The 25,142-nt window shown below is 65.1% G+C and carries 24 protein-coding genes; 22 read left to right on the top strand and 2 right to left on the bottom strand.

Annotated elements, in window-relative coordinates; translation table 11 throughout:
- Nucleotide 1 precedes the first annotated feature (1 nt).
- The 22 genes from LB523_RS14400 (at nt 2) to LB523_RS14295 (ending at nt 22,520) form a co-directional block, all read left to right on the top strand.
- Nucleotides 2-613, top strand: a complete 612-nt coding sequence (locus LB523_RS14400; RefSeq protein ID WP_095766378.1) for a MotE family protein — start codon at nt 2-4, stop codon at nt 611-613.
- Nucleotides 610-1,314, top strand: a complete 705-nt coding sequence (gene flgH / locus LB523_RS14395) for a flagellar basal body L-ring protein FlgH (protein ID WP_095766377.1) — start codon at nt 610-612, stop codon at nt 1,312-1,314. Before LB523_RS14400 ends, flgH begins: the two co-directional genes overlap by 4 nt.
- A gap of 18 nt (nt 1,315-1,332) precedes the next feature.
- Complete coding sequence (gene fliL, locus LB523_RS14390; protein ID WP_095766376.1) at nt 1,333-1,827, top strand: flagellar basal body-associated protein FliL; 495 nt, start codon at nt 1,333-1,335, stop codon at nt 1,825-1,827.
- Nucleotides 1,824-2,555: a flagellar type III secretion system pore protein FliP gene (gene fliP / locus LB523_RS14385; RefSeq protein WP_224603440.1), complete on the top strand. Its 732-nt coding sequence runs from the start codon at nt 1,824-1,826 to the stop codon at nt 2,553-2,555. The genes fliL and fliP overlap by 4 nt, the downstream gene beginning before the upstream one ends.
- 248 nt (nt 2,556-2,803) lie before the next feature.
- A complete protein-coding gene (locus LB523_RS14380) occupies nt 2,804-3,790 on the top strand; it encodes a flagellin (protein WP_224514468.1) in 987 nt (328 codons plus the stop codon).
- A gap of 258 nt (nt 3,791-4,048) precedes the next feature.
- Nucleotides 4,049-5,119 (top strand): flagellin, encoded by a 1,071-nt coding sequence (locus tag LB523_RS14375; RefSeq protein ID WP_224603439.1) that lies wholly within the window; start codon nt 4,049-4,051, stop codon nt 5,117-5,119.
- A gap of 173 nt (nt 5,120-5,292) precedes the next feature.
- Nucleotides 5,293-6,951, top strand: coding sequence for a flagellar basal-body MS-ring/collar protein FliF (fliF, locus tag LB523_RS14370; RefSeq protein WP_224603438.1), 1,659 nt, complete (start codon nt 5,293-5,295; stop codon nt 6,949-6,951).
- Between the two features lie 3 nt (nt 6,952-6,954).
- The gene (locus tag LB523_RS14365) at nt 6,955-7,581 is read left to right on the top strand and encodes a hypothetical protein (RefSeq protein ID WP_224603437.1); all 627 of its coding nucleotides are present in this window, start codon (nt 6,955-6,957) and stop codon (nt 7,579-7,581) included.
- The gene (locus LB523_RS14360; protein ID WP_224603436.1) at nt 7,578-8,996 is read left to right on the top strand and encodes a MotB family protein; all 1,419 of its coding nucleotides are present in this window, start codon (nt 7,578-7,580) and stop codon (nt 8,994-8,996) included. The genes LB523_RS14365 and LB523_RS14360 overlap by 4 nt, the downstream gene beginning before the upstream one ends.
- Nucleotides 8,993-10,456 carry a chemotaxis protein MotC gene (locus tag LB523_RS14355; RefSeq protein ID WP_224603435.1) on the top strand — a complete coding sequence of 488 codons (1,464 nt, stop codon included), beginning with the start codon at nt 8,993-8,995 and terminating at the stop codon, nt 10,454-10,456. Before LB523_RS14360 ends, LB523_RS14355 begins: the two co-directional genes overlap by 4 nt.
- Nucleotides 10,453-11,802 carry a flagellar hook-length control protein FliK gene (locus LB523_RS14350; protein WP_224603433.1) on the top strand — a complete coding sequence of 450 codons (1,350 nt, stop codon included), beginning with the start codon at nt 10,453-10,455 and terminating at the stop codon, nt 11,800-11,802. Before LB523_RS14355 ends, LB523_RS14350 begins: the two co-directional genes overlap by 4 nt.
- Complete coding sequence (locus tag LB523_RS14345) at nt 11,732-12,322, top strand: transglycosylase SLT domain-containing protein (RefSeq protein WP_224524331.1); 591 nt, start codon at nt 11,732-11,734, stop codon at nt 12,320-12,322. The genes LB523_RS14350 and LB523_RS14345 overlap by 71 nt, the downstream gene beginning before the upstream one ends.
- Before the next feature lie 221 nt (nt 12,323-12,543).
- Nucleotides 12,544-13,212: a response regulator transcription factor gene (locus tag LB523_RS14340; protein ID WP_095766367.1), complete on the top strand. Its 669-nt coding sequence runs from the start codon at nt 12,544-12,546 to the stop codon at nt 13,210-13,212.
- A 91-nt stretch (nt 13,213-13,303) separates the two neighbouring features.
- Nucleotides 13,304-14,557, top strand: a complete 1,254-nt coding sequence (locus tag LB523_RS14335) for a flagellar hook protein FlgE (protein ID WP_224543337.1) — start codon at nt 13,304-13,306, stop codon at nt 14,555-14,557.
- 29 nt (nt 14,558-14,586) lie between these two features.
- Nucleotides 14,587-16,038, top strand: coding sequence for a flagellar hook-associated protein FlgK (gene flgK / locus LB523_RS14330; RefSeq protein ID WP_095766365.1), 1,452 nt, complete (start codon nt 14,587-14,589; stop codon nt 16,036-16,038).
- 3 nt (nt 16,039-16,041) lie between these two features.
- On the top strand, nt 16,042-17,091 hold the full coding sequence (locus LB523_RS14325; protein WP_224603431.1) for a flagellar hook-associated family protein: 1,050 nt from the start codon (nt 16,042-16,044) through the stop codon (nt 17,089-17,091).
- Between the two features lie 31 nt (nt 17,092-17,122).
- On the top strand, nt 17,123-17,470 hold the full coding sequence (gene flaF / locus LB523_RS14320) for a flagellar biosynthesis regulator FlaF (RefSeq protein WP_040989989.1): 348 nt from the start codon (nt 17,123-17,125) through the stop codon (nt 17,468-17,470).
- Nucleotides 17,467-17,904: a flagellar biosynthesis repressor FlbT gene (gene flbT, locus LB523_RS14315; RefSeq protein ID WP_224603429.1), complete on the top strand. Its 438-nt coding sequence runs from the start codon at nt 17,467-17,469 to the stop codon at nt 17,902-17,904. The genes flaF and flbT overlap by 4 nt, the downstream gene beginning before the upstream one ends.
- A gap of 1 nt (nt 17,905) precedes the next feature.
- Entirely contained in the window at nt 17,906-18,313 is a 408-nt protein-coding gene (gene flgD, locus LB523_RS14310) for a flagellar hook assembly protein FlgD (protein WP_224603428.1), read from the top strand.
- A gap of 121 nt (nt 18,314-18,434) precedes the next feature.
- Nucleotides 18,435-18,701 carry a flagellar biosynthesis protein FliQ gene (gene fliQ / locus LB523_RS14305; protein ID WP_095766361.1) on the top strand — a complete coding sequence of 89 codons (267 nt, stop codon included), beginning with the start codon at nt 18,435-18,437 and terminating at the stop codon, nt 18,699-18,701.
- A 159-nt stretch (nt 18,702-18,860) separates the two neighbouring features.
- A complete protein-coding gene (gene asnB, locus LB523_RS14300; RefSeq protein WP_224603427.1) occupies nt 18,861-20,726 on the top strand; it encodes an asparagine synthase (glutamine-hydrolyzing) in 1,866 nt (621 codons plus the stop codon).
- Nucleotides 20,727-20,876: 150 nt separating this feature from the next.
- The gene (locus LB523_RS14295; protein WP_224603426.1) at nt 20,877-22,520 is read left to right on the top strand and encodes an MFS transporter; all 1,644 of its coding nucleotides are present in this window, start codon (nt 20,877-20,879) and stop codon (nt 22,518-22,520) included.
- Nucleotides 22,521-22,619: 99 nt separating this feature from the next.
- On the opposite strand, the gene LB523_RS14290 is transcribed toward LB523_RS14295, so the two are convergent.
- Both LB523_RS14290 and LB523_RS14285 read right to left on the bottom strand, forming a co-directional pair.
- Nucleotides 22,620-24,401, bottom strand: coding sequence for a chloride channel protein (locus LB523_RS14290; RefSeq protein WP_224603425.1), 1,782 nt, complete (start codon nt 24,399-24,401; stop codon nt 22,620-22,622).
- Between the two features lie 321 nt (nt 24,402-24,722).
- Nucleotides 24,723-25,022 carry a putative quinol monooxygenase gene (locus LB523_RS14285; protein WP_224603424.1) on the bottom strand — a complete coding sequence of 100 codons (300 nt, stop codon included), beginning with the start codon at nt 25,020-25,022 and terminating at the stop codon, nt 24,723-24,725.
- Nucleotides 25,023-25,142: the final 120 nt, after the last annotated feature.

Genomic DNA, 25,142 nt, shown 5'->3' with positions numbered 1-25,142 from the left:
CATGCCGATGATCGCGCTTTCCTCCCTAACACCCCGCCGTCACCTGAGCTTCCGGGCCATCGCAGCAATGGTTGCTCTGCTTGGCGGCACCGCTGCCCATGCGGACGAGGTACGACAGGTGTTGCCGGGCGGTCAGGCGCCGGTTCAGCCGGCACAGCTCACACATGAAAACGCGCCGCTTCAGCCGGCTGCGCTCGCAGGCGGCAAGGCGCCGGACGAAAGCGAGATCCAGCGCTTCTGTTCCAACATCGCGGACGCCGCGCGCGACCGCCGCTACGCTCTCCAGGCCGAGGAATTGAAGCAGCTGCAGGCCGGCATCGACGAGCGCATGAAAGCGCTGGAGGCAAAGCGGGCCGAATACGAGGAATGGCTGAAGCGCCGCGAGGTGTTCCTGGCGCGTGCCGAGGACGGCGTCGTCAAGATCTATGCCGGCATGAAGCCCGATGCCGCCGCCGAACGTCTGGCGATGGTCAACGCCGAGCTCGCGGCGGCCATCCTGATGAAGCTCGATTCGCGCAAGGCCGGCGTCATCTTGAACGAAATGGACCAGAAGGCGGCGGCGACGCTCACCGGCATCATGGCCAGCGCGGCGCGAAGGGTTGATCCGTCATGAAGTTGAAATTGCTGGCCCTGATCGCCCTCGCCACCCTGGCCGGCTGCGGTACCGATCTCAGGGAGGTCGGCAGGGAGCCCGCTCTGTCGCCGGTCGGCTCCGGCATCGGCGAAGGTGGTTCCGGCCCTTACAGCTACCCCGAGCCGCCTGTCTCCCGGCCGAAGAAATTCTCGCTGTGGGACGATCGCCAGAGCCGGCTGTTTACCGACCCGCGCGCGCTGCGCGCCGGCGACATCCTGACCGTCAACATCAGGCTCAACGACAAGGCCAATTTCAAGAACCAGAACGACCGCAGCCGCACCGCCGCGCGCAAGCTTGGCTATGACATCAATCTCGGATGGGAAAAGGCAAGCACCAGCGGCAAGGGCGACGCCGGCCTGAGCTCCAGCACAGAGACCAATGCCGACGGAGAGATCAAACGCTCGGAAAACCTCGAGCTCAATGTCGCCGCCGTCGTCACAGACGTGCTGCCCAACGGCAATCTGATGATCAGGGGCTCGCAGGAGGTCCGCGTCAATTACGAGCTTCGGGTGCTGACCATCGCCGGCATGGTCCGTCCGTCCGACATCGGCGCGGAAAACACCATCCCCTACGAGCGCATCGCCGAGGCGCGCATTTCTTATGGCGGCCGTGGCCGTGTGAGCGAGGTCCAGCAGCCTGCCTATGGCCAGCAGATCCTCGACCAGGTTCTTCCTTTCTAGGGCCGGGAGAGCGCTGCCGTGGCAAATGTCGAGCAAATCCAGCCCAAGAAGGGACCTTCTCTGGCGATCCAGCTCGCCATGCTGTTGGCCATGACCGGCGCGGCCGTCGGCATGGGTTGGCTTTCCGGCGGCTATCTCAAGCAAGGCGAAACGCCGGCAGCGGTGCCCGCAGCTCCGGAAAACGCCGGTGCCGCGGAAAAACCCGCCGAAGGCGGCAAGGTGGGCGCCGGGCCAGCGCTGGTGCAGCTGGCGCCGATCACCACCAATCTCGCCTCGCCGTCGGAAGTCTGGATCCGGCTGGAGGCGTCGCTGCTCTACGATGCCCCGCAGCCGCAGGAGATGACCGAGCAGATCCACCAGGACCTGCTCGCCTATGTGCGCACGCTCAAGCTGCATCAGATAGAAGGCGCCAGCGGCTACCAGCATCTCAAGGCTGATCTCGAGGAGCGCGCGGCGCTGCGCAGCGGCGGCCACGTCAAACAGGTTCTCGTCAGGACGATGCTGCTCGAATGAGAAAGTTCCTCATAGCCACGGCGCTCATCGTCGTCACCACGTCCGTCGCCGCGGCTCAGCAGCTCGATCTTGGCGGCATCGGCAAGGCCGACGGCACGACCGTCGGCTATCTGATTCAGATGTTCGGCCTGCTCACCGTGCTCTCGGTGGCCCCGGGCCTTTTGATCATGGTGACGAGCTTCACCCGCTTCGTCATCGCCTTCTCGATTCTGCGCGCCGGCATCGGCCTGCAATCGACGCCGGCCAACCTGATCCTGATCTCGCTGTCGCTGTTCATGACGTTCTATGTCATGGCGCCGACCTTCGACCAGGCCTGGAACACCGGCGTCAAGCCGCTGATGGACAACCAGATCACGCAGGGCGAGGCGTTCGAGAAGATTTCCGGCCCGTTCCGCGACTTCATGCTGCACAATGTGCGCGACAAGGATTTCGACCTCTTCGCCGACCTCGCTCGCGAGCGCGGCCAGACCGTCTCGCGCGAGACTGTCGACCTGCGCATCCTGGTGCCGGCCTTCATGATCTCGGAGATCCGCCGCGGCTTCGAGATTGGCTTCCTCATCGTCCTGCCCTTCCTCGTCATCGACCTGATCATCGCCACCGTCACCATGGCCATGGGCATGATGATGCTGCCGCCGACAGTGGTATCGCTGCCGTTCAAGATCCTGTTTTTCGTGCTGATCGACGGCTGGAACCTTCTGGTCGGCAGCCTGGTGCGATCCTTCACCTGATCGTTCCCGCCGAACCGCGCGCAGGCGTGTCGCCTCACCTCTCGACGGATTGAGGAACGTGCACGCAAGCCTTCCAACATTATTTTCGATTAACCGTCCGATTTAGGTCTTTGGTAGGGACTTCCCGCCATAGTCGCTCGCAGATGGCGGGTGACCCGACTGAGCGGTCATTGGCATGATGCCGCACCGTCATACCGGACATGCCGGTATGTAAAAAAAATCCGTGTAAAAAATAGGTACGAGTAACCATGGCCAGTATCATGACCAATGCCTCGGCGCTGACCGCGCTGCAGAGCTTGAACGCCACCCAGAAGAACCTCGACACCACCCAGGCCCGCATCTCGACGGGTTATCGCGTCTCGCAGGCTTCCGACAACGCCGCTTACTGGTCGATCGCCACCACGATGCGCTCCGACAACCAGGCCATGTCCACCGTCTCGGACGCGCTCGGCCTCGGCGCCTCGAAGGTCGATACCGCCTACACCGGCATGGACAGTGCGATCTCGACCATCAACCAGATCCAGCAGAAGCTGACCGCTTCCTACGGCCAGACCGATGCTTCCAAGGAAAAGACCCAGGTCGAAATCGCCGCTCTTCAGAACCAATTGAAGGCCTATGCCGACGGCGCCACCTTCTCCGGCACCAACATGCTGTCGGTCTCGACGGCTTCGGGCACGGCGGCGGACGTCAAGATCGTATCGGCGTTCAACCGCGGCGCCACCGGCGCGGTTTCGATCTCGACGATCGACGTCAATGTGGAAAGCATCAAGCTCTATGACTCGGGCGCTGCCCCGACCGCGAAGGGCATCCTCGACACAGAGCGCCTCGGCACCACCGGCGCCGCTGTCACCACGGCCTCGGCCCCGACCCTGGGCGCTGCTGCCGCCGCCACCGACACTTATTCGGTCGCCGGCCTGAAGATCTTCTCCGGCACCACCGCTGCAAGCGACACTCAGATCCAGGCGATGATGAACGTCGTCGACGCCGCGCTGAAGGACATGACGAACGCCGCCACCAAGCTCGGCGCCGCCAAGAGCTCCATCAACCTGCAGAAGACCTTCACCTCGAGCCTGATGGACTCCATCGATCGCGGCGTCGGCCAGCTCGTCGATGCCGACATGAACAAGGAATCGACCCGCCTCCAGGCGCTGCAGGTTCAGCAGCAGCTCGGCGTCCAGGCGCTGTCGATCGCCAACGGCTCGTCGCAGTCGATCCTGTCGCTCTTCCGCGGCTGATCGCTCCATACTGACCGGACCAAAGCATCGGGCCGCGCCAAAAGCGCGGCCCGATTTGCGTTTGCTCAAGCCTCGCGCAACCCTCGTTCCTTAACTTCCCGGAAGCGTATTTTTAACAGGCCATTAACCATATCGCGCTAGGTATGGTTAACCAATCACTTAGGTTGTCGAATCGGCCCGACCGGCGATGATCGCAACCGATGGACGGGCCGAACCCGGCCTGTGTGGCATGCCGGCTTTTGAGAAGGAGCGAGTTTCTTGGCGAGCATCATGACGAACGCTGCGGCGTTGACTGCACTTCAAAGCCTCAACGCCACCAACAAATCGCTCGAGCAGACGCAGGCCCGGATCTCGACCGGCTACCGGGTCTCCGAGGCCTCCGACAACGCCGCCTACTGGTCGATCGCCACCACCATGCGCTCCGACAATTCGGCGCTGTCGACTGTGCAGGATGCGCTCGGTCTCGGCGCCTCGAAAGTCGATACAGCCTACACTGGTATGAACAACGTCCTTTCGACGATCGGCCAGCTCAAGACCAAGCTTTTGTCGGCTGTCGGCCAATCGGGTGCCAACAAGGCCAAGACGCAGACCGAAATCACCACGCTGCAGGCGCAGATGAAATCCTTCGCCGACGCCGCCACCTTCTCCGGTTCGAATTACCTTTCGGTCACGTCGACCCAAGTCGCCGCCGCCAATGACGGTGTCCAGCCCGACGCCCAGATCGTCTCCTCGTTCAACCGCTCCTCGTCCGGCGCCATCTCGCTCGGAACCATCGACATCAATGTCGAGAGCACCAAGCTGTTCGATTCCGGCCTCGCAACGGCCGTCAAGAACCAGGGCATTCTCGATCGCAAGACTTCGATCTATTCCACCGCTGCGGACCAGTCGGCATATGATGCCGCTTACGCGGCCTCGATCGCCGGCGGCGCCACCGACATCGCCGCCAACACCGCGGGCCAGGCCGCTGTGTCGGGCTCGCCCGTCAAGATCGACAACGTCTCCGCCTTCAATCTCGACATCACGGCAACGGGCGTGACCGACGACATCATCACGCAGATGGTCACCAAGATCGACAACGTCATGAGTCAGCTTACCGACGCCGCCACCGTGCTCGGCGCCGCCAAGAGCTCGATCGACCTGCAGAAGACCTTCACCCAGAGCCTGATGGACTCCATCGACCGCGGCGTCGGCCAGCTCGTCGATGCCGACATGAACAAGGAATCGACCCGCCTTCAGGCGCTGCAGGTGCAGCAGCAGCTCGGCATCCAGTCGCTGTCGATCGCCAACAGCTCCTCTCAGTCGATCCTGGCGCTGTTCAAGAACGGCTAATCGGCAGAAATATTCCGACCGGCGAAAGGCCGCGCCTCGGGCGCGGCCTTTTTCGTTTTTCGATAAGAGCCGGGTCGACGCTTTGCTGGACCTTCGGCGGCACGCCTATCATCCTCGCACAAGCTTCGCGGTCTAGTCTTCCGGCGGACAGTCATGCTGGGAGCGGTTGAATCGTGCCGGAACAGATCCAGAGCATCATCGCGAATTTGAAGAGCTTCGGCGTGAGGCGTCTGGCGCTCATGGGCGGCATCGCGGCCCTGGTCATGGCCGTCATCGGCATCGCGTCGGTCTATCTCAACCGTCCGGCCTATGAGACGCTCTATGTCGGCCTCGAGCGTTCCGACGTCAATCAGATCGGACTGGTGCTGGCCGACGCCGGCATCGGCTTCGACGTCGGCTCCGACGGCACATCCGTGATGGTGCCGGCCGGCACCACCGCGCAGGCGCGCATGCTGCTTGCCGAGAAAGGCCTGCCGACCAGCGCCAACGCCGGCTATGAGCTGTTCGACAATGTCGGCTCGCTCGGCCTCACCTCCTTCATGCAGCAGATCACCCGCGTGCGCGCCCTGGAAGGCGAGATCGCGCGCACCATCCAGTCGATTGCCGGCGTCAAGGCGGCTCGAGTCCACATCGTCATGTCCGAGCGCGCCAATTTCCGTCGCGACGAGCAGCAGCCCTCCGCCTCGGTGGTCATCCGCTATGCGGGCAGCGATGCCGAGAAGAGCGCCATGTCGATCCGCCACCTCGTCGCCGCGGCCGTTCCCGGCCTCTCGGCCGACAAGGTCACCGTGCTCGATTCCAACGGCAACCTTTTGGCCGCCGGCGACGACCCGTCCAACACGAGCGCCGCGCGCACGCTGGGCGTCGAGCAGACGGTCGAGGCGCAGATCGGCGACAACATCCGCCGTGCGCTCACCCCTTATCTCGGCCCGGACAATTTCCGCGCCAGCGTCAAGGCCGACGTCAACACCGACACGCGCCAGACCGAGGAGACGATCTTCGATCCGAACTCGCGCGTCGAGCGTTCGGTGCAGTCGGTGAAGACCAACGAGGCCAGCAACCAGAAGCAGGCTTCGACCCCGACCAGCGTCGAGCAGAACCTGCCCGAGACGCAGACCACCACCACCGAGGGCCCGCAATCCACCTCGCAGAACGACCGCAAGGAAGAGATCACGAACTACGAGATCAATTCCAAGAAGATCGCCACCGTCTCCAACGGCTACACGGTCAACAAGATGTCGATCGCGGTCGTCGTCAACCAGGATCGCCTGAAGACCATTCTCGGCAAGGACGCGACGCCGGAGCAGATCGCCAAGCGAGTCACCGATATCCAGAAGATGGTCGCCTCGGCGACCGGCTTCGACGACAAGCGCGGCGACATCATCGACGTCTCGGCGGTCGAATTCATCAACGGCCTCGACGGCGAGCCGATAGATCAGCCGGGCATTCTCGCCTCGATCGGCACCTATACCGGCACGCTGATCAATGCCGGCGCCTTCATCGTCGTCGTCTTCCTGGTGGCGTTCTTCGGCCTCAAGCCGATGGCCGCCGCGCTGACGGCGTCGGCAAGGCCTGCGGCCATTGCCGGCCCGAGCTTCGACGACGTGCAGCGTTCCTTGCCGACGCCCGATGCGCCGGTCGCCACGATCACCGCCGAGGCCCCGGCCGGCGCCCTGCCCGGCGCGCGCGCCGGTACAACCCCGCTCGATGACCTGCGCCAGAAAATCCGGCCGGCGCCGCAGGACCGGCTTGCCCGCATGGTCGACCTCAACGAGGAGCGCACCGCGCAGATTCTGCGCAAATGGGCAGCCGTCCCGGAAGCCGTAGGTTAGGCCATGGCCTCCGCAGCCCTCTTCGATCTCCTGCCCGATTTCGGTTCGCGCACGCCGCGTGCCAATCAGGCGCCGACCGCGCGCGACGCCGAGCATCTGCCGGCCGCGCCGGAGCCGCAGGCCGACATCGGCGCGCTGATCGCTGAGGCCGTGGCCGACGCGGAGGCAGCGCTCGAGGCGCGCCTCGCGCTGGCCCATCAGGCAGCGCTCGACGCCGAGCGCCAGGCCAGCGACCAGGCCGCGCAAACATTCCTTGAAAGCTTCGGCGGCGATCTCGGCGCCGCCGTCGCCACGCGGATCGAGGCCATGGAGCAGCGCGTTGCCGAGCTTGCCGGCGCAACCGTCGCCCGTATCGTCGGGGGCCTTCTCAGCGACAACCTGCAGGAGCGTTCGCTCGCCGCCCTTTCCCGTGCCATCAGTGCGGCGGTCGCCGACAGCGAGGCCGTGCGCATCGCGGTCCGCGGGCCGTTGTCGCTGTTCGAGCCGCTGCAGGCGGCGCTCGGATCCCGCGCCGCCAATCTCGACTTCAGCGAGGCGCCGGGCTTCGACCTGACCGTCACCATCGACGAAACGGTGTTCGAGACGCGTATCGCCGAGTGGTCGGCGTCCTTGTCGGAGGTCCTGTCATGAGCGCCGTCGACCATGCCGACCCCCGGCACGAGATCATCATCGTCAAGCGCAATCACGACGGTCATGACGACGGCCACCATGGTGGCGTGTGGAAGATCGCCTTCGCCGACTTCATGACGGCCATGATGTGCTTCTTCCTCGTCATGTGGCTGATCAACGCCGCCAACGAGCAGACCAAGGCAGCCGTCGCCAGCTATTTCAATCCGGTCGAGCTGATCGATCGCAACTCCAGCCGCAAGGGCCTGGAAGACCTCGGCGACGGCCCGAGCAAGGTCGGGCTGACTGCGGACAACCCGCAACAGGGCGCGACCAAGGCGGGCGATGACGGCAAGGGCGGCGCCGGTTCCTCCGAACGCCGCCAGACCAAGGCCGGGGCGCAGGATGCCCAGCTGTCCGACGAAAAGCTGTTTGCCGATCCCTACGCGGTGCTGGCGGAGATCGCCGCCGATACGGGCGTGATGCAGAACGTCAGCGCCAAAGGCGAAGGCGGCGCTCAGGCGGCCGGTCCGGCGACCGGCGCGTCCGGCGGCGAATCCTATCGCGATCCGTTCGCACCGGATTTCTGGTCGCAGCAGGTGGCGGCGCCCGGCGCCGAGGCCACCGCCGAACGCGCCAAGATCGAGGGCGATCCGGTCAGGCCCGGCGAGAAGGTCGCCACCGTCGCGATACCGAAGGTGAAGGCCGTTCCGGCCGCTCCTGCGCTGACGGCCGCGCCGCTGGAGCCGCTGGCAACCCCGCAAAAGACCGAGGCCAAGAGCGGGCCAAAGGCCGCGCAAAGCGGGGCCGAGAAGGCGTCTGGCGAAGCAGACAAGACCGAGAAAGCCCAAGGCGGGAAAGCTGAAGTCGACAAGCGCGAGGCTGCAGCGGCCGACACCAAAGCCGAACCTGCGAAGGCGGAAAAGACTGAATCCGAGCAAGCCGCCGACAAAGGCGAAAAGGCTCCGAGCAAAGCCGCTCTTCAGGAAGCGGCGGATATCAAGAAGGAGCTCGCCAAGGCATTCCTGCCGGGTGAAAAGCTCGCCGACGGCGTCTCGGTCGAGGCGACCGACAAGGGCGTCGTCATTTCGATCACCGACCAGCTCGATTTCGGCATGTTCGAGATCGGCTCGGCCATGCCACGCCGCGAGCTGGTGCTGGCGATGGAAAAGATCGGCCGCATCGTCAACGAGAAGAAGGGCACCATTACCATCAGCGGCCACACGGACGCGCGGCCGTTCCGCAGCGACACTTACGACAACTGGCGGCTGTCCACCGCGCGCGCCCATTCAGCCTACTACATGCTGGTGCGCGGCGGCGTCGACGAAAGCCGCATCACCGAGGTCGCGGGCTTCGCCGACCGGCAGCCCAAGATCGCCTCCGATCCAATGGCGGCCGCGAACCGGCGCATCGAAATCCTGATGACGGCCGGCGGATGAAGGGCAGGAGCGCCATCGGCTGCGCGGTAGCGCTGCTATTGCTTGCGGCAGGGTCGCCGTCGGCGGCCTTCGCGCAGGACGCCCTGCAGCCCTATCAGCTGGTGCGTTCGCTGCAGCTGATCCAGGATCGCATTGCCGGCGGCGATCATGCCGCGCTGCCGATGCAGGCAAAACTCCTCGAAATGATCGACGCCCGGATGCGCAATGCCGATGCCGAGGATTTCAAGGAGCCGAAGAACTTCCGCGCTCTGCTCGTCTACGGCATGAGCGGCGGCAACCCGGTGACGGTCGCGGCGTCGGCTTCGCGCGCAATAACCGACCCGCAAAGCCTGGCCATCGCCAAAGGCGTCGTCGCCTATCTGAACGGCCGGCCGGCCGAGGCGATCGAAATGCTGAAGCCGATCGATCCGATGGGCGTGCCCGCCGACCTCGGCGCCTTCCTGGCGCTGGTCAAGGGTTCGCTGCTTGCGACGGATGATCCGGCGGCAGCGCTGAACCTGCTCGACGAGGCGCGCCTGCTCAGCCCCGGCACGTTGGTCGAGGAGGCAGCGCTTCGCCGCTCCGTGGGCATCGCGGCCGCACAGGGCGACGCCGCCCGTTTCGCGCTGGCCTCGACACAGTATGTCGCCTCCTACCTCTATTCGCCTTACGCCAGCCAGTTCGCCGATGCCTTTGTTTCCGGCGTCATCACGCTGCACATGGCGATCAGCCAGGACAAGATCGCCGACATCACCTCGATGATGGATCCCGAGCGCGAGAAAGTGATCTACCTGCGCATCGCGCGCCGCGCCGCGATCGACGGGATGACGGAGCTCTCGGCTTTCGCCTCGGCGAAGGCCGAGCTGGGCCGCAACGGCAACGGCAGCCGGGACGACCCGCGCACCCAGCTCTATTCGAGCCTTTCCACCATGACATCGGCCAATGTCGATGAAGTGCGCGCCAAGCTCGGCAAGATCGATCGCGGCAAGCTTTCGCAAAGCGACCGCGACCTGCTCGACGCCGCGCAGGCCGTGGCGGGCGAAGTGATGGCGCCGGTAAAAGCGCCCGCCAATGCCGAAGCCGCACCGACGATCGTTGCAAGAGGCGACGGAGCTAAATCCGCGACCGAAGCCTCAGCCGACCCGGCCAATGCGGACTTGCCTCCCGTGGAAGGAGCGGTGCCCGAGCAGGCAGCGGTCGCGGTAAGCGATTCGCCGGTCGCGGTAAGCGATCCGCCGGTCGCGCCGAGCGACCAGGCGAAAGACACGGCGCCCGCCGCTTCGCCGCCCCCTGTCCAGCGGCCGGCGCAAACATCGGCTGAAACCCTGGCGGCCGCTCCGGCTCCGACCGGCGCCGCGCCGGTGGTTAAGGCATCCGCACCGGCGACGCCCGATATGCAAGACCCGATCGATGCGGCGGTCACCAGCACGCGGCGTCAGCTCGACCAGATCGACCAACTCCTCGGAGCAGCCCCAAAATGACCAGCGTCAACCAGACCTTGCCGGGCTTTGCTTCGACACAGGCCCAGTCCCGGCAGCACACTGCCGGCGACAAGGATGGGGATCAGAATTTCGGCAAGATTGTGCATGGGACCGAGAGCCCACAGGACAAGCACACGGCCGGACCGGTAATACCCAACGCGCATCCGGCAAGGCGCTTGCCGGCCAATGCCGGCAGGCATGAGCCGGACCAGGACCCGCAGGGGAAAACCGGTTCGCAGAAGGCGACGGGAAAGTCCGCGAAGACCGACGGGCAATCCTTATCCGCGAAGCAGACCGCAGATAAGGATACCGCGGCGCAATCCGACGATCCCGCGCCGCTGCAGGACCGCTTGCCGTTGCTGATGGCGCTGGGCGACATGAAGCATTTCGCGCAATCGTCGGGCGCGGGCGGCGCTGATGGTGAAGAAGCCGCCGGCGACCACGGATCGCTGGAACTGCGGCTGCGCGCCGGCAAGCGCACGGCGATCGACAGTTCCGCCGGGCCGCTGTCGCGATCCACCCGTTCGACGGCAGCGGACGATTCCGGCCCCGATTTTGGGCTAAAGCCGATGAAGGCGCAAATGGCTCTCGATATGCCGGGCCGGCGTGATGCCGATGCCTTGCCGGCGCAAGGGGATGATCCGGCGGCCGGTAGCCCGTTGCCGCCGCAAGGCTGGCGGCCGGCTTCCGCATCCAAGGCTTCGCTGCAATCGCAGTCGGCCGCGCAGCAGACTCCGGGCAAGCCGTCTTCTTCCGCCGGACGCATGGAAGTCGTCAGCCAGCAGAGCTTCCCGGCGCCGGCGCAAAATCCGATCGGCCAGACGGCATCGGCGCTGGTTGAAGGGCTTGCCTCCGACAATGGCGTCCAGCAAGCCTTTGCAAGCGCCTCGATGGGCTCCCAGACGACCAATTCTGTTGCCGTTCCGACACACGTGCTGAAGATCGAGCTGCACCCTTCGGAGCTCGGATCGGTTGTCGCCAGCCTGCGGCTCTCGGGGGAGCGACTTTCGATTGAGATGAAGCCCGAGACACACGAGGCATACCGCCGTCTCACCGCCGACAGCGACGCCGTCGTCAAGTCGATGCGCAGCCTCGGCTTCGACGTCGACAAGGTCACCATCCTGCAACCCTCGATAGCAGCGCATGCAGCCAGCCGCGCCGACGCAACCAGCGCCATGCCGATGTCGACAGGCCGTGACCAGCCTTCGTTCCAGCCTGGGAATTCGGGCGGCAACGGCGCGGGCGGCGGCCGGCAACCGGGAAGGAACAATGGCGATGGCGCACAGGAATTCGGTCGACCCGCTTCGCCTCTTCGCGAGCGTGCTGACGACGATATGTATATCTAGTTTCGCTGCCGGCGCGGCCAGCGCCGCAGCCAATCCCTGCGAGCCGGAGATCCTGCGCGCCGCCGATCGCTACGGGGTGCCCGCCGGAATCCTGTACGCCGTCGGCCTGACCGAGACCGGAAAGAAGGGCAGCCTTCAGCCTAATGCCTTGAATATAGAAGGAAAAGCCGTGTTTCCTCGCAGCCGCGGCGAAGCGCTCGCCGCATTCGAGAACGCGCGTCGCGAGGGCAAGACGCTGATCGATCTCGGCTGCATGCAGATCAACCATCGCTATCACGGCGCGCAGTTCCGCAGCGTCGAGGACATGCTCGACCCGCATCGCAATGTCGACTACGCGGCGCGCTTCCTGGTCAGCCTGCATGCCCGGCACATGACCTGGTCAATGGCCGTCGCCCGCTATCATGCCGGCCCCGACAACGACCCCGCGCAGAAGGTCTATGTCTGCCGCGTCATCGCCAACATGGTCGCCACCGGCTTCGGCAAATGGACGCCGAATGCCAGCACCTTCTGCAATCAATAGTTGTTGTACGTGAGAGCCGGTCCACCTTCGCCAGCCTATCCGCCGGCGCCGATATTCGTCGGCCAACAGTTGGCGCGAATACACCAGCGCAACCGCTTTTATTACGGCTCCCAAAAAAACTCCCAAGAAAATAGCTACAAGAAATGATGGTTTTTCAGGATTCATCGAGCCGGGTACGCCTTTCCCCACGGGGCAAGTGAAATGATTCGGAGGGCGGGCCGATGATCGTGATCGTTGACGAGCGAGAGCTCGTGACAGAGGGCTACTCTTCACTTTTCGATCGCGAGGGGGTGGCCACTGCCGGCTTTGCGCCAGGCGAATTCGGCGAGTGGGTGAGTTCCGCCGCCGACACCGATCTCAGATCCGTCAGGGCCTTTCTCATCGGCGACTGCCGCGAAGGCGCGATATCGCCGCGCCAGATCCGCGACCGCACCGGCGCGCCGGTGATCGCCCTGAGCGAACATCACTCGCTCGAGCACACGCTGCGGCTGTTCGAAAGCGGCGTCGACGATGTCGTGCGCAAGCCGGTGCATATCCGAGAGATTCTCGCCCGCATCACCGCCATCCGCCGCCGCGGCTCCGAAGAGGCCGCCTATACCGAGGTCGGGTCGATGCGGATCTTCATGGACGGCCGCGATCCGGAGATCAACGGCGAGCCGCTGCCGCTGCCGCGGCGCGAGCGGCGCATCCTGGAATATCTGGCCGGCAACCGCGGCCGGCGCGTGACCAAGACCCAGGTCTTCAACGCCATCTACGGCATCTTCGACGAAGAGGTCGAGGAGAACGTGGTGGAGAGCCATATATCGAAGCTGCGCAAGAAGCTGCGCGAGAAGCTCGGTCACGATCCCATCGATTCCAAGAGGTTCCTCGGCTACCGGCTGGTGTTTTGATGGCCGCGCCAGGCCCATCCCGCGCCAGCCTCGCGCAAGACACGAGGCATAATTTTACGGCCTGCTACCCAGGCACTGCGGAGATCCATCGATGAGCCTCTACGGAATGATGCGGACCGGCGTTTCCGGCATGAACGCGCAGGCCAACCGCCTCTCCGCGGTGGCCGACAACATCGCCAACTCCGACACCACCGGCTACAAGCGCTCTTCGGCCGAGTTCTCGTCACTGATCATGCCCGGCACCGGCGGCGCCTATAATTCCGGTGGCGTGACCACCACGATCCGCTCGGCCGTCAGCACGCAAGGCGTCATGACCTACACCACCTCGGTGTCCGATCTTGCCGTCAACGGCGACGGCTTCTTCGTCGTCCAGGATGCCGGCGGCACGCCCTACCTCACTCGCGCCGGTTCCTTCGTTCCGGATGCGCAGGGCCGGCTGGTCAATGCCGCGGGCTACCAGCTCATGGCCTACGACTACGCCAATGGCGATCCGGCAGCGACCGCCAACGGCTTCGAGGGCCTCGTGCCGGTGCAGATCTCCGATCAGCAGATGACGGCGACGCCGAGCACCGAGGGCCTGTTTTCCGGCAACCTGCCCGCGGGCGCGACGCCGCCCTCCGGTCCGCTGCCGTCCAGTAACAGCGCGACCGCCGAATACACGTCGAAAACCTCGCTGGTCGCCTATGACAATCTCGGCAACAAGAAGCTGCTCGACGTCTATTTCACCAAGACCGGCACCGGAACATGGGAAGTCTCGGTCTTCGATCAGTCGAAGGCGACCCCCGGCACCTCCTTCCCCTATACCGGCGGTGCGCTGGGATCGGCCAACCTCACCTTCGACACCACCACCGGCAAGCTCACCGGCGCGACCACGGGCGTCTCCTTCACCGTTCCGGGCGGCCAGACCCTCAACCTCGATCTCTCCAAGCTGACCCAGCTCGGCACCGGCTTCACCGTCGCCGACGCCAAGGTCAACGGCAACGCCCCGAGCTCCATCCAGAAGGTTCAGATCGGCCAGGACGGCGTCATCTACGCTCAGTTCGCGGACGGCTCGACCAAGGCGCTTTACAAGATCCCGCTTGCCGATGTTCAGAGCCCCGACAACCTCACCGCGATGCCCGGCAACGTCTATGTGCAGAGCACCGACTCCGGCGCCGTCCACATCGGCTTTGCCAATGAGGGCAAGCTCGGCTCCATCGTCTCCGGGGCGCTCGAAAACTCCAACGTCGATATCGCCGAGGAACTGACCAACATGATTGCGGCGCAGCGCAGCTACACCGCCAATTCCAAGGTCTTCCAGACCGGCTCGGACCTGATGGACGTCCTCGTCAACTTGAAGAGATAAACGACGGGCGCCGCCCGTGAAAGATCAGCATGTCGCTTTCCTCCGCACTAAGCATTGCCCAATCCGCGCTCCTGGCCACGTCCAAGCAGACCAGCGTCGTATCGCGCAATGTGGCCGACGCGTCGAACCCTGACTATACCCGCCGCATCGCCGTGGTGACCAGCACGGCGCCGGGCGCCCGGGCGGTGGAAATCCAACGCGCCGCGAACGAGCTCCTGTTCCGCCAGAACCTTTCGGCGCTGTCGGCATGGAGCGGCCAGAGCGCGCTTTACAACGGCATGGATCAACTCGAACTGTCGGTCAACGGGGTCGACAACGCGTCGTCTCCCTCGACGGCCATCGCCAAGCTGCAACAATCTCTGCAGCTTTACGCCACGACGCCATCGAACCAGACCCTCGGCACCAGCGTCATCGATGCCGCCAAGCAGGTGGTGAATTCTCTCAACAGCGGCACCAAGGCGATCCAGGACTTCCGCACTCAGGCCGACAGCCAGATCGCCACCGCCGTCGACGACCTCAACTCCCTGCTCGGCCAGTTCCAGGACGCCAACAAGGCCGTCATCTCCGGCACGCGATCTGGCACCGACGTGTCCGACGCGCTCGATCAGCGCGACGCCCTCCTGAAGAAGATATCGGAATATGTCCCGGTATCGACCTTCACGCGCGGCGACAACGACATGGTCGTCACCACCAAGGACGGCACAACGCTGTTCGAGACCGTGCCGCGCTCGGTGACCTTCGCGCCGTCGGCCGGTTATTCGGCCGGCACGCCCGGCAACACGGTCTACATCGACAACGTGCCGGTCTCGGCCGGCACTGGCGACAACGCGACCGCCGACGGCAAGCTTGCGGGCCTGCTGAAGCTGCGCGACGGCGTCGCCTCGACCATGCAGAGCCAGCTCGACGAGATCGCGCGCGGCCTTATCACCGCATTTGCCGAAACCGCGCCATCGCAGCCCAATGCGGCCGGCCTGTTCACATGGTCCGGCGCGCCGGCAATCCCGGCCGCCGGCACCCTGGTCGACGGCCTCGCCGGATCGATCGGCGTCAACGCCGCCTTCGATCCGAGCGCTGGCGGCAATCCCGCGCTGTTGCGCGACGGCGGCGCCAACGGCGCGGCCTATGTCGTCAACACCGGCAACGCATCCTATTCGGACCTTCTGATCAGCTATGGCAACAAGCTCGATCAGCCGATGGCCTTCGATGCCTCGGCCGGCATCGCCGTCAGCTCCGGCGTCTCCGATTACGCGGCCAATGCCATCGGCTGGTTCGAAGGCGTGCGCCAGCAGGCCTCGACCAACGCCGACAGCAAGCAGGCGCTGGCAGCGCGAACGGCCGAGGCGCTGTCCAACGATACCGGGGTCAATGTCGACCAGGAGATGTCCCTGCTTCTCGACCTCGAGCACACCTATCAGGCCTCGGCGCATATGATGAAGACCGTGAGCGACATGCTGGACGCCCTGATGAGCGCGGTAGGATAATTCATGAGAGCGACAGCCGTTTCCTCAGCCGCCATCTCCAACGCCCTGCGTTACCAGCAAGCGAAAATGCAGGCCGACCTTGTGAAGGCGACGACGGAATCCACGACCGGCAAGGTCGCGGATGTCGGTCTGGCGCTGGGCGGGCGCACGACCCAGGCCGTCACCTTCCAGCGCGACCTCGACCGGCTGAACGGCATCGTCGATTCCAACGCCCTCGTCACCGCGCGACTGACATCGACCCAGGATTCGCTCGGCCAGATCGCCGGTGCCGCGCAGAGCTTCCTGTCGGCACTGACCAGCGGCGTGTCGGGCGACTCCTCGACCAGCATCCTGCAGACCGCCGGCGCCTCGGCGCTGCAGCAGATGACGGGTATCCTCAACACCAGCGTCAACGGCGAATATCTGTTTGCCGGCACCAACACCGATGTCAAGCCGATCGACGATTTCAACGCCACGGGCTCGCCGGCCAGGGCCGCCTTCGATGCGGCCTTCACGAGCTATTTCGGTTTTGCCCAGACCGACCCGGCGGCGGCCAACATCACCGCTGCCCAGATGGACGACTTCATCACCACCAAGGTCGAGCCGCAATTCCTGGGCGCCGGCTGGCAGGCCAACTGGTCGAGCGCCACCGATGAGCAGATCACCAGCCGCATCTCGCTCAACGAAACCACCCAGACCTCGGTCAGCGCCAACGAACAGGGCATCCGCAAGCTCGCCATGGCGTCCGCCATGGTCAGCAGCCTGCTTACCGGCAGCATCAGCGAGGCCGCCCAGAACGCCGTCGTCAGCCGCGCGCAGGCGCTGGTCGGCGAAGCCATCGGCGGCATTACCCAGGTGCGGGCCGAAACGGGCCTTGCCCAGCAGCGCGTATCCGACGCCAGCGACCGCATGAAAACCCAGGTCGACCTGTTCGAGAAGCATATCGTCGATCTCGAAGGCGTCGATCCCGCGGAAGCCGCTACCCGGGTCGCCGACCTGACGCAGCATATCGAGACCTCCTTCGCCTTGACCGCGCGTCTGCAGCAGCTCAGCCTGCTGAATTATCTGACTTGAACACGTAAACCGGAACGCCAGAGCGCCGACGATGTATCAATTCTCCTACGCCGACATCCAGACCGACTCCGTCGCCGATGCCAAGGACCGGGAGCGGCAATTGCTCACCCGGTCGATCGACATGCTGGCAGCGGCAGCAGCCGTTGGCACCGAGTCGATGGAAGCCGTCGAGGCGCTGCATTTCACCAACCGCATCTGGACCACCTTCGTCGAGGATCTCGGCTCCAGCGACAACGCCCTGCCCAAGGAACTGCGCGCCAACCTGATCTCGATCGGCCTATGGCTGCTGCGCGAGACGGAAGACATCCGCCAGGGCCGCACCAACAATTTCGAAGGACTGATCGAGGTCTCCCAGATCATCCGAGACGGCATCCAATGACCAACACGCTGAAGATCTCACTAAAGCCCAACGAGAAGATCTATATCAACGGCGCGGTCATCCGCGTCGACCGCAAGGTCACCATCGAGCTGATGAACGACGTGCAGTTCCTGCTCGAAAGCCACGTCCTCCAGGCCGATCAGGCCTCTACGCCGCTCAGGCAGCTTTATTTCATCGTGCAGATCATGCTGATCAACCCGCTCGGCGCCCCCGAGGCGCGCGAGATGTTCCGCCGCTCGCTGCCGATGCTGATCGCAAGCTTCGACAACCAGGACATCTGCAAGAGCCTGAAGCAGATCGACCGGATGGTCAGCGAGGATGAGATCTACGAGGCGCTGAAAGCGATCCGCGCGCTCTATCCGCTCGAGCGCAGGGTGCTCGAAGACGATGACGACATTTCCCAAACGCCGCGCGCACTGGCTGTAGGAGCATAAGATGGCCGTCGACATGACGACAACGATCCCGGTCGGCGCCAACCAGGCCAGCCAGAAGACTTCCAAGACGGCGGTTGACTACCAGTCGTTCCTGAAGCTCCTGATCGCCGAGATGAAGAACCAGGATCCGACCAAGCCGATGGATTCCACGCAATATGTCGCGCAGCTCGCCACCTTCTCCCAAGTCGAGCAGTCGGTGCAGAGCAACACCAAGCTCGACCAGATCATGCAGTCCTCGGCATTGTCGCAGGCCGACGCGCTGATCGGCCGCTCGATCACCTCGGCTGACGGCCAAACAACCGGAACGGTGGCTTCGGTGACGCTCTCCAGCAGCGGCCTGATCGCCGTGCTGCAGGACGGCACCGAGGTTCCCGTCGGCGCGGGCGTGTCGATCAAGCCGGCCGCCTGAGCATGTCTCACGAAAGTAGATCCGGTTTCGGGGCAAAGACATGCTTAAATCAAAACCAAAAACAGGTCGCGTGAACTGTTTTTCATGCGACCCGCTTTAGCGGGCTCGCGAGAGGTCAGCCATGAACGAGGCCGATGCCCTCGACATCGTCCAGTACGCCGTGTGGACGGTTCTTACCGCTTCCGCTCCCGTGGTGCTGGTGGCGATGGTCGTCGGCATCGGCATCGCGCTCATCCAGGCGCTGACCCAGATTCAGGAAATCACGCTGACCTTCGTGCCGAAGATCGTCGCCATCATGCTCGTGGTGGCGCTGACCGGCCCCTTCATCGGCGGCCAGATCTCGGCCTTCACCAACGTCATCTTCGAGCGCATCGAGCACGGCTTCTGACGCAAGGCAGCGAGCGTCGGGTTGGCTCCGCCCCGACCCGGATGATCTTGCAGCGGCATCTGTAGCAGCTAGATTGTGAAGCGCGCCGGCATCGGTCGGCGCCCTTGTCCTAAGCCACTTTCAGGAAGCGATGCATCAGGCAAGAACGGCCGGCGGGCCATGTGCGCAATAGCCGGCGTCTGGCGAAAGCGCGATCCGATCGGCAGCGGCGATTGTCGCGACGTCGCGCGCATGATGCAGGCATTGGCGCATCGCGGCCCCGACGATCACGGCAACTGGAACGACGCCCGCCTGGCGCTCGGCCATCGCCGGCTGACCATCATCGACCCATCGCCCGCGGCGCGCGAGCCGATGTTGACCGCATCCGGCGACGGTGTGCTGTGCTACAATGGCGAGGTCTATAATTTTCGCTCGTTGCGCAAGTCGCTGGAGGCGGAAGGCCTGACGTTCCGCACGGTGTCCGACACCGAGGTGGTGCTTCAGGCCCTGCATCACTGGGGCCCGCAAAAGGCGGTGCCGTTGTTCGACGGCATGTTCTCCTTCGCCTATTTCGATGCCAGCGCCGGCGCCTTGTGGCTTGCCAGGGACAGGCTGGGCATCAAACCGATGTCGGTCGCCGAGACCGGCGACCGACTGCTGTTCGCCTCAGAGGACAAGGCGATCCTCGCCTGCCACGACTTTACCCGCCGGATCGACACGCGCGAGCTGACGCTGCGGCTGGCCTGGCAGAGCCGCGATTCGAGCTACAGCGTCTTCGACGGCATCGAGCGCCTGCCGCCGGCCGGCCTCTGGAAGATCACGGCGCAGGGCATCGAGAAGCGCCGCTTCTGGCACGTTCTCGACGTCCTCGAGACCGCGCGCATCGCCGGCGACAAGACATCCGACGCCGAACATATGGCGACGCTCCGGACACTGCTCGACGAAAGTGTCGAGCTGCATTGCATCGCCGATACCAGCGTTGCCACTGCCTGCAGCGGTGGCATCGATTCCGGCCTGATCACCGCGCTTGCCAAACGCTTCAGGCCTGAGATGCATGGTTACGTCGTCGACCCGAAGCTCGGCCGCAGCGAGGTCGAGGATGCCGAGCGGACCGGTCGGCATGTCGGCGCCAGCCTGCGCCGGGTGCCTTTGGACAAGGACCGGTTCCTCGAGCTCTGGCCGCGCGCGGTCTGGCACCTCGAAACCGACGGCTGGCATGCCAGCCACGCGGCGCTGCTGGCGCTTGCCGAGCAGTGCCGCGCCGATGGCGTCAAGGTGCTGCTGACCGGCGAGGGTTCCGACGAGCTTTTCGGCGGCTACAAATGGCAGGCATCGACGGTCAGGCTCTGGCGCCAGTCCTGGCTGCAGCGCCTGTTCCGGTCGAAGGCCGGGCGTGACCGCAAATTCGCTGAATTGCGCCGCGCCCCGTTCCGCAACTCGATCGGTCGCGGCTCGCCGACGGACCGCGCCATGGCGCTCAGAGCCCTGTCGCCCGAGCTGAATTTCCTGCAGACCAAGCTGTTCGACAGGTTGGACGGCGTCGCGCCGCCCGGCGATCGCGCCTTCCTGGCAAGCTGTTTTTACGACCTTTACTCGCATCTGCAGGACCTGCTGCACCGGCACGACCGGTTGAGCATGGCGGCGTCCGTCGAGCTCAGGGTGCCGTTCCTCGAGAACCGGCTGATCGACTTCACCCTTCATTTGCCGCGCCGGCAGAAATACCGCGACGGGACCGGCAAGTGGCTGCTCAAGAAGGTCGCCGAACGCCATCTGCCGCGCGAAAACATTCGCGCCGCAAAGAACGGCTTCGAGATGGATGCCGCTTTTTCGGCTGGCACGCAGGGCCTGCTGCGCGGTGGCCTGCTGCGCGACGCGATGAAATGGTCTGCTTCCGAATTGGACGACCTGATCGACATGGCAAGCAGCCAGGAAACGTCGCGCCTGCGTCTCGTCGGCATGGAAATGCTGCTCAGGCTTTACATGAATGGCGAGACAACAGGCGCGTTGACCGAGGCCCTGCATGCCGAGGAGAGAGGCGCGAAATAACCCAAAGTTGGTCCAGACAGGCCAGATGCTTGGCTTAAAGCTTCGCCGACGCATTTTCGCCTTTGCCATCCTGTTGTTGGGTCGCACTCTTTGGCGAGTCGCCCGCCTGCGCGGGCGCGGCGAGCCTCTATAGCGGATGAAGGCGCAACCATGATTGACGACGAGCCGGAAAGCGAACGCGTCTCCGCGCTGGCGCCGTTCCGGCACGGCATCTTCCGCGCCGTCTGGTCGGCCAGCCTGGTGTCGAATTTCGGCGGCCTGATCCAGGGCGTGGGCGCCGCCTGGATGATGACCACGATCGCCACCTCGCCCTACCAGGTGGCGCTGGTCCAGGCCTCGACTACCTTGCCGATCATGCTGTTCGCGCTCGTTGCCGGCGCCATCGCCGACAGCTTCAACCGCCGCAAGGTGATGCTGGTGGCGCAGACCTTCATGCTGGTCGTCTCGGCGCTGCTGACCTTGTTCACCTGGCAAGGCTGGATGACGCCCTGGACGCTGCTTGCCTTCACCTTCCTGATCGACAGCGGCACGGCGCTGAACAGCCCGTCATGGCAGGCCTCGGTCGGTGACATGGTGCCGCGCGCCAAGGTGCCGGCGGCGGTCGCGCTCAATTCGCTGGGTTTCAACATCACCCGCAGTGTCGGCCCGGCCATCGGCGGCGTCATCGTCGCCGCCGCGGGTGCGGCGGCCGCCTTCGCCGCCAACGCCGTGAGCTATATCGGTCTGATCGTCGTGCTCGCCCGCTGGAAGCCGGCGCTGCCCGAGCAAACCCTGCCGCGCGAGTCGCTCGGCGCGGCGATGGGCGCCGGCCTGCGCTATGTCGCCATGTCGCCCAACATCGCCAAGGTGCTGGTCCGAGGTTCGGCCTTCGGCTTCAGCGCCGGCGCGGTGCTGGCGCTTCTTCCCCTGGTGGCGCGCGATGTCGTCAAGGGCGATGCGCTGACCTACGGCATCATGCTCGGCGCTTTCGGCATCGGCGCGGTCGGCGGCGCGCTGATCAGCGTGCGGCTCAGGCAGCTGCTGTCCAGCGAGACGATGGTGCGCATGGCCTTTAGCGGCTTCGCGCTCTGCGCCCTCAACGCCGCCGTAAGCCACAATGCCTGGCAGACATCGGCGGGCCTGCTCATCGGCGGCGCCTGCTGGGTGATCGCGCTCTCGCATTTCAACGTCACGGTGCAGATGTCGACGCCGCGCTGGGTGGTCGGCCGCGTGCTGTCGATCTACCAGACGGCGACCTTCGGCGGCATCGCGCTGGGCAGCTGGATCTGGGGCGTCGTCGCCGACGCGCATGGCGCGGAGACCGCGTTGACCGCTGCGGCGGTCGCGATGCTCGCCGGCGGCGCCATCGGCTTCGTCCTGCCCTTGCCGCGGCAGACGGTGCTCAACCTCGATCCGCTCAACCGTTTCAAGGAACCGCTGCTGGCGCTCGACCTCAAGCCGCGCAGCGGCCCGATCGCCATCATGATCGAGTATATTATCCGCGAGGAGGACGTACCGGAATTCCTGGCGACCATGGCCGAGCGCGGCCGCATCCGCCGCCGTGACGGCGCCCGCAACTGGACCTTGGCCCGCGACCTCGAAAATCCGTCGGTGTGGATCGAGCACTACCACACGCCGACCTGGGTCGAGTATATCCGCCACAACCGGCGCGCCACCCATGCCGACGCCGTGGTCGGCGAACGCATCCGCGCGCTGCACAGCGGCGACAACCCACCGCGCGTGCGCCGCATGATCGAGCGTCCGACCACCGCTGGCACGACGCTCGTTTCGCCGAAAGGCCCGATCGATCACTGATCGCACGTCGTCCGAAGCCTGCTTCGGCGTGCAAAGGGTCGACGATCAGTCGGCGCTCTGGATCATGTAGAGCTTGCGAGTGGCTGTGCCGTCGACCGACTAGCCCTCGCCGGAAAGATCCCGCCGCGCCTTGTCGAGCTCTTCGGCATAGCGGCGCATCAGATGGCTCTCGGTGAGCAGGCCGAGCACGATGCGCTCGTCGAAATCCTCGACCACCGCCAGTTCCTCGGCCCCGGTGCGCTGGAAGGTCTCGGCGGCGGTCTGGACATTCATCGACGGCACCAGCACCGCGTCCTTGAACTGGGCGAGCGTGCTCACCGGCATTTCGCCATCAGAGCGATCGCTGTGCAGTTCCGGCACCAGCAGCATGCCGACATATTGGTCGGCCTGCTCGACGGCGATGACCCGCTGCGCCGAGCCGAGCGGCACCTCCTTGCGGAATTCGGAGAGCGTGGTCGAGGCAGGGACGGTGCGGACGTCCTTGCGCATCATCGTACCGACGGTGAGGCTGCGCATCCAGCCGACGTCATGGGCGCTGCGGATCGTTTCGCCGCGCAGGTGGAAACGCCAGGTCGAGAAGGAGTAGCCGAAGGTCTCGCGCACCAGGATCGCCGACATGATCGAGGCGGCCAGCACCACGCCGGTGAGCGTCAGGTCGCGGGTCGATTCCAGCGCCAGGAACGTCATGGTCAGCGGACCGCCGACGACGCCCACCGCAAGCGAGGTCATGCCGACGACGGCGGCGACCGCCGGGTCGATGCCAGCCGACGGCGCGGTCAGCGCCATGACGCCGGCAAAGACCTTGCCGAGCAAGGCCCCAAGGAACAGCGAGGCGAAGAACAGGCCGCCGCGGAAGCCCGAGCCGAGCGAGATGGCGGAGGCCGCCAGCTTCATCACGAAGACGCTCGCCACCACGGGAAGGGCATAATTCATGGCGAACTCGCGGTGCAGCGCGCCATGGCCGCTGGAGAGCACCTGCGGCGTGACCAGCCCGAGCAAGCCAACGAAGATGCCGCCGATGAACGGCCTGACCGATACGTCGATCGACAACCGTACAAAGAGCCGCTCGACGATGCTCACCAGATGCATGATCGCGATCGAGGCAGCCCCGCCGAGCAGCCCCAGCAGCAGGAACGGCACATATTCGCTGGCGGTCAGATTCGGCAGACCTGAGAGTTCCAGCGGGAACGGCACGCCGCCGAACATTTCCGCCGTCAGCGAAGCGGCGATCGCCGCCGCCATCACCGGCGCCACATTGGCGACGGAGTAGATGCCGATGACCAGCTCGAAACCGTAGAAGGCGCCGGTCAGCGGCGCGTCGAAGGCGGCGGCAATCGCGCCGGCCGCACCACAGCCGACCAGAATGCGCACGTCATTGCGGCGCAGGTGGAAGGCCCGCGCCAGCCGGGAAGCTACGCCGGAGCCGATCTGCGTGTAGCCGGCTTCCAGCCCGACCGAGGCGCCGAAGCCGCTTGAGACCATCGTCTGCGCCACGATGATGAAAGTATCGGTGAGCGACATGCGCCCGCCATAGAGCGCGTTGGCTTCGATCGGGTCGACAGGTGTGCGAAACTTGCGCTTTCTGAGCCAGATGACGGAAAGGCCGAGCAGCAGGCCGCCGATCGCCGGGAACATCGCCTGCACCGGATCGGCGAGCGAGAACATTGCCGAAAGCCGCCCGCCCGGCTGCACGTCGAACAGCAGGTAATGCATGCCTTGCACCAAGGCGCTCATGCCGGTGACCAGCGCGCCCGCGATGACGCCGACCATGCCGGCCATCAGCACGATCACGATGCCGCGCGCCTCGAGCACGGGGATCGAGCTGATCAGCACCGCGCGAAGCCGGCGGGCGTAAACTTGTGGGTCGTTTCTGGCAGGCAACGAAGCGGCTCGCCGGTATGCGAAGATAAGAACTGCCGTGCCTGATACGCGCGGCGGCTTTGCGTGGCAACCGCAATGCCGACCGCATGTGGCGCCATTTTGGCGTTGCGCCGCATTAGTCTTAAGCAAGACTTGCCGCGTGACCAGGAGATAGACTTAGTCGGGCACCGGTATGGTGAAAGGGCCGGAATCGTCTTGTACGACGAAGATCGCCAGCAGCTCCGCCCGCCGGCCTCTCCGCCGAGGAGGAACGCGCCGTGCGGCGCTGGCTGGTCGCCGTCGCGACCGCGGAGGCGGCACAGCCGTAAATGCCTCACACGATCAGGTCGGCGCGCCGCCGTCCGTCTCGAAAAGCGTGAGCTTGCGCTCGCCGATGCCGAGCTCGGCCCAGCTCGCGCGCCATTCGGCGATATGCGCCGACTTGAAATGCGTTTCGAGCGCGGCACGGTCGCTCCAGGCCTCCGAGACATGGATGAGCCCGGCATCCAGCACGTCCTGCGCGTAGGAATAGCCGAGGCAGCCGGGCTCGGCGCGGCTCGCCGAGATCATTCGCTGCATCGCCGGCTTTGCCTGGTCTAGCCTGTCGGGCGGCAAGCGGACCGTGCCAATGATCAGGAGCATGCGATTTTCCCTTCCGATAGGTGGCTAAGGCGCCGTAGCCGCTCTCCCACCTTCGCGCAAGCTTGGAGGGCTACGGTCGAGGGCCTGCCCTGTGCGTGGCGGACGGCCTGGATTTTGAGG

The organism is Mesorhizobium sp. ESP-6-4 (assembly GCF_020164735.1).
Taxonomy (GTDB): Bacteria; Pseudomonadota; Alphaproteobacteria; order Rhizobiales; family Rhizobiaceae; genus Mesorhizobium.
Note: the sequence above shows the minus strand (reverse complement) of the source record. Positions and strands in the feature narration are given on the sequence as shown.

Coding starts and splice junctions, on each gene's coding strand:
- LB523_RS14400 (WP_095766378.1), top strand. CDS start 2: ATGCCGATGATCGCGCTTTCCTCCCTAACACCCCGCCGTCACCTGAGC.
- flgH (WP_095766377.1), top strand. CDS start 610: ATGAAGTTGAAATTGCTGGCCCTGATCGCCCTCGCCACCCTGGCCGGC.
- fliP (WP_224603440.1), top strand. CDS start 1,824: ATGAGAAAGTTCCTCATAGCCACGGCGCTCATCGTCGTCACCACGTCC.
- LB523_RS14380 (WP_224514468.1), top strand. CDS start 2,804: ATGGCCAGTATCATGACCAATGCCTCGGCGCTGACCGCGCTGCAGAGC.
- LB523_RS14365 (WP_224603437.1), top strand. CDS start 6,955: ATGGCCTCCGCAGCCCTCTTCGATCTCCTGCCCGATTTCGGTTCGCGC.
- LB523_RS14360 (WP_224603436.1), top strand. CDS start 7,578: ATGAGCGCCGTCGACCATGCCGACCCCCGGCACGAGATCATCATCGTC.
- LB523_RS14355 (WP_224603435.1), top strand. CDS start 8,993: ATGAAGGGCAGGAGCGCCATCGGCTGCGCGGTAGCGCTGCTATTGCTT.
- LB523_RS14350 (WP_224603433.1), top strand. CDS start 10,453: ATGACCAGCGTCAACCAGACCTTGCCGGGCTTTGCTTCGACACAGGCC.
- LB523_RS14345 (WP_224524331.1), top strand. CDS start 11,732: ATGGCGCACAGGAATTCGGTCGACCCGCTTCGCCTCTTCGCGAGCGTG.
- LB523_RS14340 (WP_095766367.1), top strand. CDS start 12,544: ATGATCGTGATCGTTGACGAGCGAGAGCTCGTGACAGAGGGCTACTCT.
- LB523_RS14335 (WP_224543337.1), top strand. CDS start 13,304: ATGAGCCTCTACGGAATGATGCGGACCGGCGTTTCCGGCATGAACGCG.
- flgK (WP_095766365.1), top strand. CDS start 14,587: ATGTCGCTTTCCTCCGCACTAAGCATTGCCCAATCCGCGCTCCTGGCC.
- LB523_RS14325 (WP_224603431.1), top strand. CDS start 16,042: ATGAGAGCGACAGCCGTTTCCTCAGCCGCCATCTCCAACGCCCTGCGT.
- flaF (WP_040989989.1), top strand. CDS start 17,123: ATGTATCAATTCTCCTACGCCGACATCCAGACCGACTCCGTCGCCGAT.
- flbT (WP_224603429.1), top strand. CDS start 17,467: ATGACCAACACGCTGAAGATCTCACTAAAGCCCAACGAGAAGATCTAT.
- flgD (WP_224603428.1), top strand. CDS start 17,906: ATGGCCGTCGACATGACGACAACGATCCCGGTCGGCGCCAACCAGGCC.
- fliQ (WP_095766361.1), top strand. CDS start 18,435: ATGAACGAGGCCGATGCCCTCGACATCGTCCAGTACGCCGTGTGGACG.
- asnB (WP_224603427.1), top strand. CDS start 18,861: ATGTGCGCAATAGCCGGCGTCTGGCGAAAGCGCGATCCGATCGGCAGC.
- LB523_RS14295 (WP_224603426.1), top strand. CDS start 20,877: ATGATTGACGACGAGCCGGAAAGCGAACGCGTCTCCGCGCTGGCGCCG.
- LB523_RS14285 (WP_224603424.1), bottom strand. CDS start 25,022: ATGCTCCTGATCATTGGCACGGTCCGCTTGCCGCCCGACAGGCTAGAC.